15 protein-coding genes and 1 riboswitch are annotated in these 14,430 nt (G+C 66.9%); of the genes, 14 read left to right on the forward strand and 1 reads right to left on the reverse strand.

The window, feature by feature from the left end; genetic code table 11:
• Nucleotides 1–87: 87 nt before the first annotated feature.
• The 9 genes from ACOHWE_RS08705 (at nucleotide 88) to ACOHWE_RS08745 (ending at nucleotide 9,462) form a co-directional block, all read left to right on the forward strand.
• Nucleotides 88–1,098 (forward strand): PhoH family protein, encoded by a 1,011-nt coding sequence (locus ACOHWE_RS08705; RefSeq protein ID WP_420665706.1) that lies wholly within the window; start codon nucleotides 88–90, stop codon nucleotides 1,096–1,098.
• Between the two features lie 120 nt (nucleotides 1,099–1,218).
• A complete protein-coding gene (gene ybeY / locus ACOHWE_RS08710) occupies nucleotides 1,219–1,719 on the forward strand; it encodes an rRNA maturation RNase YbeY (protein WP_420665707.1) in 501 nt (166 codons plus the stop codon).
• A 34-nt stretch (nucleotides 1,720–1,753) separates the two neighbouring features.
• Nucleotides 1,754–2,656: a hemolysin family protein gene (locus ACOHWE_RS08715; RefSeq protein WP_420665708.1), complete on the forward strand. Its 903-nt coding sequence runs from the start codon at nucleotides 1,754–1,756 to the stop codon at nucleotides 2,654–2,656.
• A complete protein-coding gene (gene lnt / locus ACOHWE_RS08720) occupies nucleotides 2,653–4,149 on the forward strand; it encodes an apolipoprotein N-acyltransferase (RefSeq protein ID WP_420665710.1) in 1,497 nt (498 codons plus the stop codon). Before ACOHWE_RS08715 ends, lnt begins: the two co-directional genes overlap by 4 nt.
• A 61-nt stretch (nucleotides 4,150–4,210) precedes the next feature.
• Nucleotides 4,211–4,260: riboswitch (SAM-SAH riboswitch) on the forward strand.
• Nucleotides 4,261–4,268: 8 nt separating this feature from the next.
• On the forward strand, nucleotides 4,269–5,450 hold the full coding sequence (gene metK / locus ACOHWE_RS08725) for a methionine adenosyltransferase (protein ID WP_420665712.1): 1,182 nt from the start codon (nucleotides 4,269–4,271) through the stop codon (nucleotides 5,448–5,450).
• A 429-nt stretch (nucleotides 5,451–5,879) separates the two neighbouring features.
• Nucleotides 5,880–6,683 (forward strand): tRNA (guanine(46)-N(7))-methyltransferase TrmB, encoded by an 804-nt coding sequence (trmB, locus tag ACOHWE_RS08730; protein ID WP_420665713.1) that lies wholly within the window; start codon nucleotides 5,880–5,882, stop codon nucleotides 6,681–6,683.
• Between the two features lie 340 nt (nucleotides 6,684–7,023).
• Nucleotides 7,024–8,370 carry a 3-phosphoshikimate 1-carboxyvinyltransferase gene (gene aroA / locus ACOHWE_RS08735; RefSeq protein ID WP_420665714.1) on the forward strand — a complete coding sequence of 449 codons (1,347 nt, stop codon included), beginning with the start codon at nucleotides 7,024–7,026 and terminating at the stop codon, nucleotides 8,368–8,370.
• Nucleotides 8,367–8,978 carry a (d)CMP kinase gene (locus ACOHWE_RS08740; RefSeq protein ID WP_420665715.1) on the forward strand — a complete coding sequence of 204 codons (612 nt, stop codon included), beginning with the start codon at nucleotides 8,367–8,369 and terminating at the stop codon, nucleotides 8,976–8,978. Before aroA ends, ACOHWE_RS08740 begins: the two co-directional genes overlap by 4 nt.
• Nucleotides 8,979–9,180: 202 nt before the next feature.
• A complete protein-coding gene (locus tag ACOHWE_RS08745; protein WP_420665717.1) occupies nucleotides 9,181–9,462 on the forward strand; it encodes a DUF6525 family protein in 282 nt (93 codons plus the stop codon).
• A gap of 15 nt (nucleotides 9,463–9,477) precedes the next feature.
• On the opposite strand, the gene ACOHWE_RS08750 is transcribed toward ACOHWE_RS08745, so the two are convergent.
• Nucleotides 9,478–9,846: a winged helix-turn-helix transcriptional regulator gene (locus ACOHWE_RS08750; protein ID WP_420665718.1), complete on the reverse strand. Its 369-nt coding sequence runs from the start codon at nucleotides 9,844–9,846 to the stop codon at nucleotides 9,478–9,480.
• A 133-nt stretch (nucleotides 9,847–9,979) separates the two neighbouring features.
• Here ACOHWE_RS08750 and ACOHWE_RS08755 point away from each other — a divergent pair, with 133 nt between their 5' ends.
• The 5 genes from ACOHWE_RS08755 to ACOHWE_RS08775 all read left to right on the forward strand — a co-directional run bounded on the left by ACOHWE_RS08755 (nucleotide 9,980) and on the right by ACOHWE_RS08775 (nucleotide 14,406).
• Nucleotides 9,980–10,621: an NAD(P)H-dependent oxidoreductase gene (locus ACOHWE_RS08755; protein WP_420665719.1), complete on the forward strand. Its 642-nt coding sequence runs from the start codon at nucleotides 9,980–9,982 to the stop codon at nucleotides 10,619–10,621.
• Nucleotides 10,622–10,871: 250 nt separating this feature from the next.
• Nucleotides 10,872–12,551 carry a 30S ribosomal protein S1 gene (rpsA, locus tag ACOHWE_RS08760; protein ID WP_420665720.1) on the forward strand — a complete coding sequence of 560 codons (1,680 nt, stop codon included), beginning with the start codon at nucleotides 10,872–10,874 and terminating at the stop codon, nucleotides 12,549–12,551.
• A gap of 535 nt (nucleotides 12,552–13,086) precedes the next feature.
• On the forward strand, nucleotides 13,087–13,371 hold the full coding sequence (ihfB, locus tag ACOHWE_RS08765) for an integration host factor subunit beta (protein WP_065272335.1): 285 nt from the start codon (nucleotides 13,087–13,089) through the stop codon (nucleotides 13,369–13,371).
• Nucleotides 13,371–13,721, forward strand: coding sequence for a LapA family protein (locus ACOHWE_RS08770; protein WP_420665722.1), 351 nt, complete (start codon nucleotides 13,371–13,373; stop codon nucleotides 13,719–13,721). The genes ihfB and ACOHWE_RS08770 overlap by 1 nt, the downstream gene beginning before the upstream one ends.
• A 19-nt stretch (nucleotides 13,722–13,740) precedes the next feature.
• The gene (locus ACOHWE_RS08775; protein WP_420665724.1) at nucleotides 13,741–14,406 is read left to right on the forward strand and encodes a phosphoribosylanthranilate isomerase; all 666 of its coding nucleotides are present in this window, start codon (nucleotides 13,741–13,743) and stop codon (nucleotides 14,404–14,406) included.
• The last annotated feature ends 24 nt before the right edge of the window (nucleotides 14,407–14,430 follow it).

The raw sequence follows: 14,430 nt of genomic DNA on the forward strand, positions 1-14,430 counted from the left end.
GCATCGTGAAAATTGCTCAGGCCCCGCTTGCGCTATCGCCAAGGCGGCGGCAAACTGGAAGCATAACCCCGGACTGAGGAGATCAGCTTGGCCATCGGTGCCCTGAATGACGCGCAAGACCAGACCGCCACCCACGAAGTGCTGCTGGAATTTCCCGACAACCGCTTGCTGATCGACCTCTGCGGCGAATACGACCGCAACCTGGCGGACATCGAACAGAAACTGGACGTGCAGATCGTGCGCCGCGGCAACCAGCTCTCGGTGATGGGGGAGGATGCAGCGCGGGAACAGGCGGCGGGCGTGCTGGCCGCGCTTTACGACCGGCTGGAGTCCGGCCGCAGCGTGGAAACCGGCGACATCGACCGCGAGCTGCGCATGAGCCCGGAAGCGGACAGCGCCGAACCCGACGGCCAGCTGCAGATGTTCCGCGGCGGCCGGGTGGAGATCAAGACCCGCAAGAAGCTGGTGGAGCCGCGTACCGAGGCGCAGAAGGCCTATGTGCAATCGCTTTTCGAGCACGAACTCGCCTTCGGCATTGGCCCCGCGGGCACCGGCAAGACTTATCTCGCCGTCGCCGTCGGCGTCTCGATGTTCATTACCGGCCATGTCGACCGCATCATCCTCTCGCGCCCGGCGGTGGAAGCGGGGGAGAAGCTCGGCTACCTGCCCGGCGACATGAAGGACAAGGTCGACCCCTATATGCAGCCTCTGTACGACGCGCTGAACGACTTCCTGCCCGGCAAGCAGCTGGCCAAGCTGATCGAGGAAAAGCGCATCGAGATCGCCCCCCTGGCCTTCATGCGCGGGCGCACGCTGTCCAATGCCTTCGTGGTGCTGGACGAGGCGCAGAATGCGACCACGATGCAGATGAAGATGTTCCTCACCCGTCTGGGCGAAGGCTCGCGCATGGTGATCACCGGCGACCGCACCCAGATCGACCTGCCGCGCGGCACGCAGTCGGGGCTGGCCGATGCCGAGCGCCTGCTGAAGCCGATCGGCAAGATCAGCTTCAACTATTTCACCGCCCGCGACGTGGTCCGCCACCCGCTTGTCGCCGCCATCATCGAGGCCTATGACGCCGACGCCAAACCGGCCTGACCTGCCGCACCCGCCTGGCCCCGCGTCCGAGCCTGACACCGCCGGTGCGCCGCGCGCCTGTCATCTTGCCGAAAATACTCCGGGGGTGCGGGGGGCGGCCCCCGCTTCCGGAAGCGATCCATGACGATTGACATTACCATCGAAGACGACCGCTGGCTCGATGCCGGCCTTGAGCCGCTGGCCGAGGAAGCCATTGCTGCTGTGCTGACCCACCACGGGCTCGACCCGGAGGCCTGCGAGATCTCGCTGCTGGCCTGCGATGACGCGCGAATCGCCGTGCTCAACGCCGAGTTCCGCGGCAAGCCTGCGCCCACCAACGTGCTGAGCTGGCCCGCGGAGGACTTGGCCGCGGAAGAGGAAGGCGGCGAACCCTTGCCGCCGGAGCCTGATTTCACCGGCGAAATTCCGCTTGGCGACATCGCGCTGGCTTATGAGACCTGCGCCCGCGAAGCGGCCGAAGCGGGCAAGCCGCTGGCCGACCACATCCGCCATCTGACCGTTCACGGGTTGTTGCATCTTCTCGGCTACGATCACATCCGTGACCGGGATGCAGCCCGGATGGAAGGACTTGAGGTTCTGCTACTTGGCAAACTGGGTATCCCTGACCCATATAAGGGATAGGACGCCCCCTGACCGGGGCATTTGGATAGGATCAATGGGCGACATAGAAGGCAGTTCTAACGCGGCGCAAAGCGCGCTGCACAGCATCGACGGCGTGGCAGAGGATGACATGCCGCCCCCTGAAAGGACAGGCATCTGGACGCGGCTGATCGGCGCGCTCAGCCCGGATGCCCCAGAGGAAGCCGCGGAAGACACATCCCCCGCTCCGGCAGGCGACGTGCCGCCGGGCATCGGCAATCTGCGCCGGCTCAGGGTAGAAGATGTGGCCATCCCCTCGGCGGAGATCATTGCCGCGCCGGTCACCGCTGCCAAGGAAGAGCTTGCGGATATCTTCCGTGACAGCGGCTTCACCCGCGTGCCAGTCTACGAGGGCACTCTGGACACACCGCTTGGCTTTGCCCACCTCAAGGACTTCGCGCTGACCCACGGCTTCAACGGCGGCGGCAGCGAGTTTGACCTCGCGCAGATGCTGCGCCCGCTCCTCTTTGTGCCGCCGTCGATGCCGATTGGCGTCCTGCTCACCAAGATGCAGGCCGAACGCCGCCATATGGCCCTGGTGATCGACGAATACGGCGGCGTCGACGGGCTCGTCACCATCGAGGATTTGATCGAACAGGTGGTGGGCGAGATCGAGGATGAGCACGACAGCGGCGAGAACCAGACCTGGTACAAGGAAAAGCCCGGCTGCTACATCGCCCAAGCGCGCACGCCGCTGGCGGAGTTCGAATCCGAAATCGGCCGCTCGCTGACCAGCCACGATGACGTTGACGAGGAAGAGATCGACACGCTCGGCGGGCTGGTCTTCATGCTGTCGGGCCGGGTGCCTGTCCGGGGTGAGGTGATCGAACATCCCGAGGGCCCCGAGTTCGAAGTAATGGATGCCGATGCCCGCCGCATCAAGCGGCTCCGGGTGCGGCTGCCGGACGCCGCTGCATGACCGCAGTGGGGCTGCGGCAGGCCGCCCGCCGGCTTCGCCTGGCGCCGGCTGCGCTAGCCTTTGGGGGCGGCGCGCTCCTGTCGCTGGCCCTGGCGCCCTGGCATTTTCTCTGGGGTGTGCCCCTGGCGCTTGCCGCGGCCGGGCGTCTGGCGCTTGGCGCGACCTCGGCCCGCGCAGCGGCGCTGGCGGGCTGGCTGTTTGGCCTCGGCTATTTCGGTTTCGGCCTCTCCTGGATCATCGAACCTTTCCAGATCGACCCCGAGCGCCACGCCTGGATGGCGCCTTTTGCCCTGGTGCTGCTGGCGGCGGGGCTGGCGCTTTACTGGGGACTCGCGTTTGGCCTCGCGGCGCGCTTTGCCCGCGGCGCCTGGCGGCTGCCGGCGCTGGCGGCGGTCTGGGGGCTGGCGGAGTTTGCCCGCGCCTACCTGCTCACCGGCTTTCCCTGGGCCGCCTTCGGCCAGTTCTGGATCGACACGCCCGCCGCGGGCCTGCTGGCCTGGACCGGCCCGCACGGGCTGGCGCTGCTGACGCTTTTCGCCTGCCTGCCGCTGGCGCTTCTGCCGCAGCGCCCGCTGGCCGCACTGCTGCCCGGCGCCCTTGCGGGCGGGCTGGTGCTGGCGCTGCCCGCGCCCGCGCTGCCGCCCGATACCGCCACCACGGTGCGAATCGTTCAGCCCAACGCGCCGCAGAGCGAGAAGTGGCACCCTGAACAGCGCTGGGACTTCGTGCGCCGGATGATCGCCTTTTCTGCAGAGGGTCCGCGCCCGGACCTCATCCTCTGGCCGGAAACCGCCGTGCCGCAGCTTCTGAACCACGCCGGTGACACTCTTGCGGTGATTGCCGGCGCCGCCCAGGGCAGCCCGGTACTGCTCGGGATCCAGCGCGAGGAGGCGGGGCGCTACTATAATTCCGCAGTGCTGATCGACGAGACTGGCGCGGTGCAGGGCACCTACGACAAGGCGCATCTGGTGCCTTTTGGCGAATACGTGCCCTTCGGTGACATGATGGCGCGCTTCGGCATCCACGGGTTCGCCACCCAGGCGGGCGCCGGCTATGCCGCGGGAGAGGGCGCACAGCTTTTGCCGCTGCCGGGCGGCATGGCGCTGCCGCTGATCTGTTATGAGGCTGTTTTCCCTCAGGATCTGCGCACAGATGCCCGGCCCGCGATGCTGGTGCAGATCACCAATGACGCCTGGTTCGGCACGCGGTCGGGGCCCTATCAGCATTTGGTGCAGGCACGCATGCGCGCGATTGAGCAAGGCCTGCCGATGCTGCGCGCCGCCAATACTGGGGTCTCGGCAATGATCGCCCCGGACGGAATCCTTCGCGAGCATCTTGCGCTGGGCGAGGCCGGGTATTTCGACGCGGCCCTGCCTGCTGCGCTTCCCGCCACACTTTACAGCCGCAGCGGCGACTGGCCGGTCTTCACTCTCTGCCTGGTTATCGGAGTTTTTACGGTGCTCGGGAGCCAGAGGCTTGCACGGCGCTCATAGCGGGTTAACTGTTGGTGGATTATGATTGACCCGCGCGGTGCCTGCGCGTACTGCGTCCTGATCCCTGTCACAACGGCTTCCTGGCGTGACACGGCAGAAACCAATGGAGCACACCTTTCATGACCCGTAAGAACTATACTTTTACCTCGGAATCGGTTTCCGAGGGCCACCCGGACAAGGTCTGCGACCGCATCTCCGATGCGGTGCTGGATGCCTTCCTCGCGGAAGAGCCGGAAGCCCGCGTCGCGGCGGAGACCTTTGCCACCACCAACCGCGTGGTCATCGGGGGAGAGGTGGGCCTGTCCGACCAGGACAAGCTGCATGACTACATGGGCCGGATCGAGGATATCGCCCGCGCCTGCATCAAGGACATCGGCTACGAGCAGGACAAGTTCCACCACGCCACCGTCGAAATCACCAACCTGCTGCACGAGCAGTCGGCCCATATCGCCCAAGGCGTGGATGCTGCCGACGGCAAGGACGAAGGCGCCGGCGACCAGGGCATCATGTTCGGTTTCGCGACTAACGAAACTCCGGCGCTGATGCCCGCGCCGATCCAGTACAGCCACGCGATCCTGCGCCGCCTCGCCGAGGTGCGCAAGAACGGCACCGAGCCGGCGCTGGGCCCGGACGCGAAGTCGCAGCTCTCGGTGGTCTACGAGAACGGCAAGCCGGTGCGGGTGAGCTCGGTGGTGCTGTCGACCCAGCATTTGGACGAGACCCTGACCAGCGCCGACATCCGCGCCCTGGTGGAGCCCTACATCCGCGAATCGCTGCCCGAGGGCTGGCTGACCGCGGCCACCGAGTGGCACGTGAACCCGACCGGCCGCTTCGTGATCGGCGGGCCCGATGGCGACGCGGGCCTGACCGGCCGCAAGATTATCGTGGATACCTATGGCGGCGCGGCTCCGCATGGCGGCGGGGCGTTCTCCGGCAAGGATCCCACAAAGGTGGACCGTTCGGCGGCCTATGCCGCGCGCTATCTCGCCAAGAACGTGGTGGCGGCAGGCATGGCCGAAAAATGCACCATTCAGCTCTCCTACGCGATCGGCGTTTCCAAGCCGCTGTCCATCTACGCCGATACCCACGGCACCGGCGAGGTCGCTCCGGCGGCAATCGAGAAGGCGATCGACCGGGTGATGGACCTCACCCCGCGCGGCATCCGTTCGCATCTTGAGCTGAACAAGCCGATCTACCAGCGCACTGCCGCCTACGGCCACTTCGGCCGCGAGCCTGAGGCCGACGGCGGCTTCAGCTGGGAGCGTACCGACCTGGTCGAGGCGCTGAAAAAGGCGGTCTGAGCCGGCGGTTTCCGGCCCGGATCCACGCAAAGGGGCGGCCCGCCGGGCGCGCCCCTTTTCTATTTGCGCCGCGAAGGCTGTCTGGTCCGCAGTATGCAGGGCAACGGGCGGCACGGCAGGCTTCGGGGCCGGTGTGGAAGGCGTCCCGGGCCTAACCGGCACGGGCGACTCGCCGTATGAGGCAAGGGGCTCCCGCCCGTCTGCCAGTCCGCCCTTGCGGGCGCCCCGCCACCGGTTGGGCCGGGCGCCGCGCCTTGCGGCGCGGCGGAACCGGTCAGCGGTGCTGACCGGTTGTTTCGTGCGCGAAACATTGCGTCGGCACCGCTGACCTGCGGGGCCTTGCCGCCGCTCCCGGCTTGACCCGCCGCCCGTCCTGCGGCACAGGAGCGGCCAGCCTTGCACAGATGACCGGAACAGGAGGCCAGACGCATGTCCGGCGACCAGAAGCCCCGTGGCGCCCAGCCCAGCCCAGATCCCCAGACCGGCACTCGGACCGGCATCCAGTCCGCCCGCGCCAATGCCGCGGGCAAACACGCCAGCGGCGCGCCCTGGCGTAACTTCTATGGCCGCTTCAAAGGCAAGACCCTGAAGGACAGTCAGAAGCGCTATCTGGACGAAGACCTCGCCGAGCTGAGCCCCGGCGCGGTTGGCTGGGACGAGAACCCGGAGCGCACTCCGCTCGACCTTGAAGCGCTGTTTGGCGGCCGGGAGGTCTGGCTTGAGGTGGGCTTTGGAGGCGGCGAGCATCTGGTTCATCAGGCGGCCGGCAACCCGCAGGCGGGCATCATTGGCGCCGAGCCGTTCATCAACGGGGTGGCGATGCTGCTGGGCAAGATCCGCAATTCGGGGGCGGAGAATATTGCGATCCACCCCGGTGATGCGCGCGACCTGATGGATGTTCTGCCGGCAGCCTCGATCTCGCGCGCCTTCCTGCTCTATCCCGATCCCTGGCCGAAAAAGCGCCACCACCGCCGCCGCTTTGTGACCCCGGAGCATCTCGAACCGCTGGCGCGCTGCCTGAAACCGGGGGCGATCTTCCGCGTCGCGACTGACATCCCCGACTACGTGCGCCAGACGCTGGAGGAGGTTCCGAAAGCGGGGTTCGAGTGGCTGGCCGAGGGCCCGCAGGACTGGCGCAAGCCCTGGGGGGACTGGATCTCCACCCGCTACGAGCAGAAGGCGTTGCGCGAGGGCCGCACGCCGCATTACCTGACCTTCCGCCGCCTGGGCTAACCTTCGCAGTGCTGCCGGCCAACGCCGGGGAGCCCGGGTCCGCCTGTGCAGGGAAGGCCGCCGGCCGTATCAGGGGCCGTATCAGGGACCGGCGCGCTGCGCTCCCCGCGCGCGGATAGGGTTCCGGCAGCTTATGCCCCCGCGATCCGCGGAGCGGGGCGTAAAACCTCCACCGCTGGGTGGCTGCACGCGGCCGTCCGATGGCGGAGCGCGCTGCGGCTGCGCTGGGTCTCGGACAAGGCCGTGATCAGTGCGTTGCCGGCCGTCGCTGAGGAAGCCGTGGACGAAGGCGCCGTCATGCGCTAACAGCCTTTCTCGAGCAGACAGAGAGGAGGCCCGCATGTCCGGCCATGGCACCCCGATCCCGATGACCTCGCGCCGCTGCGGCCCGCTGACCGGCGTGGCCGAGGTGCCGGGCGACAAGTCGATCTCGCACCGTTCGCTGATCCTGGGCGCAATGGCGGTGGGCGAGACCAAAATCTCCGGCCTGCTGGAAGGCGAGGATGTGCTCGACACTGCCAAGGCGATGCAGGCCTTCGGCGCAGAAGTGGTGGACCACGGCGGCGGCAGCTGGTCGGTGCATGGCGTCGGCGTCGGTGGTTTTGCCGAACCGGGCAATGTCATTGATTGCGGAAACTCAGGCACCGGGGTGCGGCTGATCATGGGGGCGATGGCAACCTCGCCGATCACTGCGACCTTCACCGGCGATGCGAGCCTCAACAAGCGGCCGATGGCGCGGGTGACCGATCCCCTGGCGCTGTTCGGCGCGCAGGCCGTGGGGCGCACCGGCGGGCGGCTGCCGATGACCATCGTGGGCGCCGCCGACCCGGTGCCGGTGCGCTACACCGTGCCGGTGCCGTCGGCGCAGGTGAAATCGGCGGTGCTGCTTGCGGGCCTCAACGCGCCGGGCCAGACGGTTGTGATCGAGCAGGAAGCCACCCGGGACCATACCGAGCGGATGCTGGCCGGGTTCGGCGCCGAGATCACCGTGGAGGACAGCGACGAGGGCCGGGTCATCACCCTCACCGGCCGGCCCGAGCTGAAGCCGCAGGTGATCGCGGTGCCGCGCGATCCGTCCTCGGCCGCCTTCCCGGTCTGTGCTGCGCTGATCACCCCGGGCTCGGACGTTCTGGTGCCGGGCATCGGCCTCAACCCCACCCGCGCGGGCCTGTTCTACACGCTGCAGGACATGGGTGCGGATCTCACCTTCGAGAACCCGCGCGAGGAAGGCGGCGAGCCGGTGGCGGACCTGCGGGCGAAGTTCTCCCCCGACATGAAGGGCATCGAGGTGCCGCCGGAGCGGGCCGCTTCGATGATCGACGAATACCCGGTGCTGTCGGTGGTCGCGGCCTTCGCGGACGGCAAGACCATGATGGCGGGCGTGAAGGAACTGCGGGTGAAGGAGAGCGACCGCATCGACGCGATGGCCAAGGGGCTGCGCGCCAACGGCGTCACCGTCGAGGAGGGCGAGGACTGGTGGGAAGTCACCGGGCTCGGCATCGACGGCGTGCCGGGCGGGGCAACCTGCGAGAGCTTCCTCGACCACCGGATCGCGATGTCCTTCATGGTGATGGGCATGGGCGCGCAGAACCCGGTTTCGGTCGATGACGGCAGCCCGATTGCAACCTCTTTTCCGATCTTCGAGAGTCTGATGGGCGGCTTGGGCGCCAAGCTAGAGCGGGCATGAGCGAGAGTTTCACCATCGCGGTTGACGGGCCTGCGGCGGCGGGCAAGGGCACGCTGTCGCGGGCGCTCGCAGCGCATTACGGGTTCAGTTACCTCGACACCGGGCTTCTCTACCGTGCGGTCGGCGCGAAGATGCTGGACGGGGTTGCACCGGTGGCGGCGGCCGAGGGGCTCACGCCCGAGGACCTCGAGCGGCCTGACCTGCGCGGCGCGGAGGTGGCGCAGGCGGCCTCCAAGGTGGCGGTGATCGCGGCGGTGCGCGCAGCACTCACCGATTTCCAGCGCGCCTTCGCCCGCCGCGCGGGCGGCGCGGTGCTGGACGGGCGCGACATCGGCACGGTGATCTGCCCCTATGCGCAGGTGAAGCTGTTTGTCACCGCCAGCGCCGAGGTGCGCGCCAAGCGGCGGCATGCAGAGCTGAGCGAGGCGGGCCGGGTAATCTCGCTGGCGGAGGTGCTTGCGGACGTAAAGGCGCGCGACGACCGCGACATGAACCGGGCAGAGGCGCCGCTGAGGCCGGCCGAGGACGCGGTGCTGATCGACACCAGCGAACTCAGCATCGAGGCGGCGCTGGCCAAGGCCAAGGAAGTGGTGGACTCTCGCCGCTAAGCCGGTGATAGCGCCGCCGCCGCGCCCGGCAAGGCGCGAAGGCGGCTGCTTCCCCGGGGCGCCCGTCCCCGGGCTTGCAGGTTGCCGGATACATCGCTATCTCTGCGTCCAGCCAGTGATATGATATAACATTGAGGGTGTGGGGTGAAGAACAGTGGATGGCCGGTCACCGCCTTGCCGGGCCGTACAGGAAAGCGGCGCGATGGCTGACCGCAAGCCCCGGCGCAATCTGAACTCGCGCCTGAAGCGCCGCCGGCGGGAGGGCAGTCCAATGCAAGCCTATGATGCCCTGCCGCCGCCCCTGCGGCGCTGGCTGGCCTCGGCCTGCCTGCCGTGGAGCCCGGCCTCGGCGCTGAGACTCTGGACCCGGGCGGGCGGCAGCCGCGATCCGGAGGCCGCCGCCGCCCGCCTGGATGCGGCGGAGGCGGCGATGCTGGCGCGCGATGCCGGTATCTGGGAGCGCCACCCGCGGCCGCAGGGCTAACGGCGGCGCCGCGCGTCACGCTGTCTCAGCCGCGGCGGCGTCATAGCGGGCGCGGGCGGCGTCGATTTCGGGCAGGTTCTCCAGCGCCCAGAGGCCGAGCGCGCGCACCGGCTCGCGGAAGGATTCGCCGAGCGGCGTCAGCGCATATTCCACCTTGGGCGGGATTGTCGGGTGGTAGGTGCGGCTCACCAGCCCGTCGCGCTCCAGCTCGCGCAGGGTGAGGCTCAGCATCCGCTGGGAGATGCCGAGATGCCGCTTCAGCGCGTTAAAGCGCAAGACGCCGTATTGCGCGAGGGAAATCACCACCAGCACGCTCCAGCGGTCGCCGACGCGGGACAGGACCTCGTTGATGCGGCCGCACTCCGGGCACTGCGCTTCAGACATGATGGTTCCCTCCTTGATACCGGGGGTCAGAAATGTGCCTTCTTGTATCGGCTTCGGTTCTCAATATATCTCCGGTCACAAAACTATACCACCCCCGGAGACAGGCCGCAGAGGGCCGCGAAAGGACCGCAGGATGACCAAGAGCACGCTGATCGAGAAGCTGAACTGGCGCTACGCCACCAAGAAGATGGACCCGTCCAAACCGGTGCCGCAGGCGAAGGTCGATCAGATCATCGAGGCGATCTGCGTGGCGCCGACCTCAAGCGGCACGCAGCCGTTCGAGCTGTTCGTGATCACCAATCCGGAAATCCGCGGCGAGATCCGCAAAGTGGCCTGGAACCAGGCGCAGGTCACCGACGGCTCGCATCTTCTGGTGTTTGCGGCCTGGGACAACTACAGCGAAGAGCGCATCGACGCGGTCACCCGGCAGATGGAAGAAGAGCGCGGCGACAACCCGATGCTGTGGGACTACTACGCCAACCTCAAGGCGATGTACCTGCCGCGTGATGCACGGGTGAACCACGATCACGCCGCCCGCCAGGCCTATATCGCGCTTGGCTTCGCGCTGGCGGCGGCGGCGGAACTGGAGGTGGACAGCACCCCGATGGAGGGCTTCGATCCGGAGAAAGTGGACGAGATCCTGAACCTGCGCGAAAAGGGCCTGCGGTCGGTGCTGCTCCTGCCGCTCGGCCACCGCCAGGAAGAGGGCGACTGGCTGCTGCCGCTGCCCAAGGTCCGCAAACCCCGCGAGAGCTTCGTGACCGAGATCGCGTAAGCCCGCCCAAGCCCGGTGCAGGTCCCGCAAGGGGCTTGCCTCAGGCCCAGAATCCACTTACACAGCGCGCTGTCAGTACATGGGCGGCCAACGTCCGGATGGCGCATCTGAGCAGGGCTGGGGAACACCTCGGCCCTTTGTGTTTGTTTGATCAGATGGGTTCCGGGCCACGCCCTGCACTGCTGAATCGAGACCGGTGGAGACAACCGCCCGGCCAGAAAAACCGTTTGAAAAGGAAACCTGAGACCTCATGGCTCAAAACGCATCGATGGAGGAATTCGAAGCCCTCCTGAACGAAAGCTTCGAAATGGACACTCCGGACGAAGGTTCGGTTGTCAAAGGCAAAGTGCTGGCGATCGAAGCCGGCCAGGCCATCATCGACGTCGGCTACAAGATGGAAGGCCGCGTTGATCTGAAAGAATTCGCAAACCCCGGCGAAGCTGCTGAAATCGCAGTCGGCGACGAAGTGGAAGTCTTCCTGCGCTCGGCAGAAAACGCCCGCGGCGAAGCCGTCATCTCCCGTGAGATGGCCCGCCGCGAAGAAGCCTGGGACCGCCTGGAAAAAGCCTACGCAGACGATCAGCGCGTCGAAGGCGCGATCTTCGGCCGCGTCAAGGGCGGCTTCACTGTCGACCTCGGCGGCGCCGTGGCCTTCCTGCCCGGCTCGCAGGTTGACGTGCGCCCCGTGCGCGACGCAGGCCCGCTGATGGGTCTGAAGCAGCCGTTCCAGATCCTGAAGATGGACCGCCGCCGCGGCAACATCGTGGTGTCGCGCCGTGCGATCCTCGAAGAGTCCCGCGCCGAGCAGCGCGCCGAAGTCATCGGCAACCTGTCCGAAGGCCAGGCGGTCGACGGTGTGGTCAAGAACATCACCGAATACGGTGCGTTTGTTGACCTTGGCGGCGTTGACGGCCTGCTGCACGTCACCGACATGGCCTGGCGCCGTGTGAACCACCCCTCCGAGATCCTGTCGATCGGCGAAACCGTCAAGGTTCAGGTCATCAAGATCAACAAGGAAACCCACCGCATCTCCCTCGGCATGAAGCAGCTGCAGGAAGACCCGTGGGATCTGGTGGGCGCCAAGTACCCGCTCTCCTCGGTCCACAAGGGCCGCGTCACCAACATCACCGATTACGGTGCATTTGTTGAGCTGGAGCCCGGTGTCGAAGGCCTGGTCCACGTCTCCGAGATGTCCTGGACCAAGAAGAACGTGCACCCCGGCAAGATCGTCTCCACCTCGCAGGAAGTGGACGTCATGGTGCTGGAGATCGACAGCGCCAAGCGCCGCGTCTCCCTGGGCCTGAAGCAGACCATGCGCAACCCGTGGGAAGTCTTTGCTGAGACCCACCCGGAAGGCACCCAGGTCGAAGGCGAAGTCAAGAACATCACCGAATTCGGTCTGTTCATCGGCCTCGACGGCGACATCGACGGCATGGTTCACCTCTCCGACCTGTCCTGGGACGAGCGCGGCGAGGATGCGATCCAGAACTACCGCAAGGGCGATGTGGTTCAGGCCGTGGTCTCCGAAGTGGACGTCGAGAAAGAGCGTATCTCGCTGTCGATCAAAGCCCTGGGCGGTGACAAGTTCGCCGAAGCCGTGGGCGGCGTGAAGCGCGGCTCCGTGATCACCGTGAACGTGACCGCCATCGAAGACGGCGGCATCGAGGTGGAATACGAAGGCATGAAGTCCTTCATCCGCCGTTCGGACCTGAGCCGCGACCGTGCCGAGCAGCGTCCCGAGCGGTTCTCGGTTGGCGACAAGGTCGACGTGCGCGTCACCAACGTCGACTCCAAGTCGCGCCGACTGGGCCTGTCGATCAAGGCCCGCGAGATCGCGGAAGAGAAAGAAGCTGTGGAACAGTATGGCTCCTCGGACTCCGGCGCATCGCTGGGCGACATCCTGGGCGCCGCGCTGAAGTCGGGCGACTAAGCTCCCCGGCCTTACGGCTGACAATCGAAAGCCCCGCAGGAAACTGCGGGGCTTTTTTGTGTGGGGGCATTCGTCACGCAGGCGTTCTGCACTGCGCAAAACCCGGACCCTGAGGCGCATGCCGCCCGGCGCGGAACAAGGCCGAAGGCCGCCGCGCATGGCCGGCGCGCCCCCACGCGGCGGCGATTTGGCTGATGCTGGGCGGTTCCTTTAGAGGGTCTGCGGACTTTGCAGACATAAACTGCCAATCACACCCGTCCGCATCGCCCCCGCGCGCGCCGGAGATGCGCGGCCCATGGTGTGGAGGCGGGGAAGGGGGGTGGTTCTGATCCTCCGAATCAAGCGTTCTTTCCCGCGCGGACCCCGACTGCCGCCGTCCGGAAAGCCGCGTCTCATGGCGCCCTTGCGGCGAAAAATCCGCCGCGCCCGGGCAAATTGCCGCTGCCCGTGCCGGTTTTCTCTCCCCCTTGCGGGAATTTTCCCTATACTCTCAGAGAACTAGCCAGTGGCAACGGTGTTCCGGAGGAGACAACACATGATCCGCTCTGAGTTGATTCAGAAGATTGCAGATGAAAACCCGCACCTGTATCAGCGCGATGTGGAGAGGATCGTCAACACGGTGTTCGAGGAAGTGACCGATGCCATGGCGCGCGGCGACCGGGTGGAGCTGCGCGGCTTCGGGGCGTTTTCGGTCAAGAAGCGGGATGCCCGGGTGGGCCGCAACCCGCGCACCGGCGAGACGGTTCATGTCGAGGAAAAACACGTGCCGTTCTTCAAGACAGGCAAGCTGTTGCGGGACCGGCTGAACGGGAAGGCCTGATGCGTTACATTCGCTATGCAATTCTGGGGGCGCTCGCCGTGGTGCTGGTGTCGGTGGCGGTAGCCAACCGCGCGATCGTCGAACTGAAACTGATGCCCGCCGCTTTGGCCGAGCTGTTCGGCTTCAATATGACGGTGGCGCTGCCCATCTTCGTGATTGTGCTCGGCGGGGTCGCGGCCGGGCTGGTGCTTGGCTTCCTCTGGGAGTGGATCCGCGAGCACAAGCACCGCCGCGAGGCGGCGCAAAAGGCGCGCGAGGCCAAGAAGCTGTCGCGTGAGGTGAAGAAGCTGAAGCGGCGCCAGCACGAGGGCAAGGACGAGGTTCTGGCGCTCCTGGACGAGACCAGCTGAGCGGCGGACGCTGACGGCCATGGATGCAATCAGGGTCAAAATCTGCGGCTTGCGCACGCAGGCGGATGTCGCGGCCGCCGCCGCGGCCGGAGCCGCCTATGCGGGGTTTGTCTTTTTCCCGAAATCCCCGCGCCATCTGGAGATCGCCGAGGCCGCGGCTCTGGCCTCCGAGGCGCCCGCGGGGCTGTGCAAGGTGGCGCTGACGGTCAATGCCAGCGACGCCGAACTGGACGCGGTCACCGCCGCGGTGCCGCTCGACATGCTGCAGCTTCACGGCAAGGAAAGCCCCGAACGGGTGGCCGAAGTGCGCGCCCGTTACGGGCTGCCGGTGATGAAGGCAGTGGGGATCGCGGATGCGGACGACCTGCAGCAGATCGCGGCTTACGAGGCCGTGGCCGACCAGCTGCTGATCGATGCCAAGCCCCCCAAGGGTGCGGCGCTGCCCGGCGGCAACGGGCTCGCCTTCGACTGGCGGCTGCTGGCCGGGCGCAAATACTGGCAGAAACCCTGGATGCTGGCGGGCGGGCTCACCCCGGACAATGTGGCTGAGGCGGTGCGGATGACCGGCGCGCGGCAGGTCGATGTTTCGTCGGGGGTGGAAAGCGCGCCGGGGCAGAAGGACGCAGGCCTCATTGAAGCCTTCGTGAAATCGGCGCAAGGGCCTGCTCCGGTAATCTCCGTTTAGCCGCGCCGCGGCGGGGGCTGCCCG

This window comes from Cribrihabitans neustonicus (genome assembly GCF_048820895.1).
Lineage (GTDB): Bacteria > Pseudomonadota > Alphaproteobacteria > Rhodobacterales > Rhodobacteraceae > Cribrihabitans_A > Cribrihabitans_A neustonicus.

Bases quoted from the DNA above. Each gene is read 5' to 3' on its own strand.
- ACOHWE_RS08755 (WP_420665719.1), top strand. From the start codon at position 9,980: ATGACCAAGAGCACGCTGATCGAGAAGCTGAACTGGCGCTACGCCACC.
- ACOHWE_RS08740 (WP_420665715.1), top strand. From the start codon at position 8,367: ATGAGCGAGAGTTTCACCATCGCGGTTGACGGGCCTGCGGCGGCGGGC.
- ACOHWE_RS08715 (WP_420665708.1), top strand. From the start codon at position 1,754: ATGGGCGACATAGAAGGCAGTTCTAACGCGGCGCAAAGCGCGCTGCAC.
- aroA (WP_420665714.1), top strand. From the start codon at position 7,024: ATGTCCGGCCATGGCACCCCGATCCCGATGACCTCGCGCCGCTGCGGC.
- ybeY (WP_420665707.1), top strand. From the start codon at position 1,219: ATGACGATTGACATTACCATCGAAGACGACCGCTGGCTCGATGCCGGC.
- metK (WP_420665712.1), top strand. From the start codon at position 4,269: ATGACCCGTAAGAACTATACTTTTACCTCGGAATCGGTTTCCGAGGGC.
- ACOHWE_RS08745 (WP_420665717.1), top strand. From the start codon at position 9,181: ATGGCTGACCGCAAGCCCCGGCGCAATCTGAACTCGCGCCTGAAGCGC.
- trmB (WP_420665713.1), top strand. From the start codon at position 5,880: ATGTCCGGCGACCAGAAGCCCCGTGGCGCCCAGCCCAGCCCAGATCCC.
- ACOHWE_RS08775 (WP_420665724.1), top strand. From the start codon at position 13,741: ATGGATGCAATCAGGGTCAAAATCTGCGGCTTGCGCACGCAGGCGGAT.
- ACOHWE_RS08770 (WP_420665722.1), top strand. From the start codon at position 13,371: ATGCGTTACATTCGCTATGCAATTCTGGGGGCGCTCGCCGTGGTGCTG.
- rpsA (WP_420665720.1), top strand. From the start codon at position 10,872: ATGGCTCAAAACGCATCGATGGAGGAATTCGAAGCCCTCCTGAACGAA.
- lnt (WP_420665710.1), top strand. From the start codon at position 2,653: ATGACCGCAGTGGGGCTGCGGCAGGCCGCCCGCCGGCTTCGCCTGGCG.
- ihfB (WP_065272335.1), top strand. From the start codon at position 13,087: ATGATCCGCTCTGAGTTGATTCAGAAGATTGCAGATGAAAACCCGCAC.
- ACOHWE_RS08750 (WP_420665718.1), bottom strand. From the start codon at position 9,846: ATGTCTGAAGCGCAGTGCCCGGAGTGCGGCCGCATCAACGAGGTCCTG.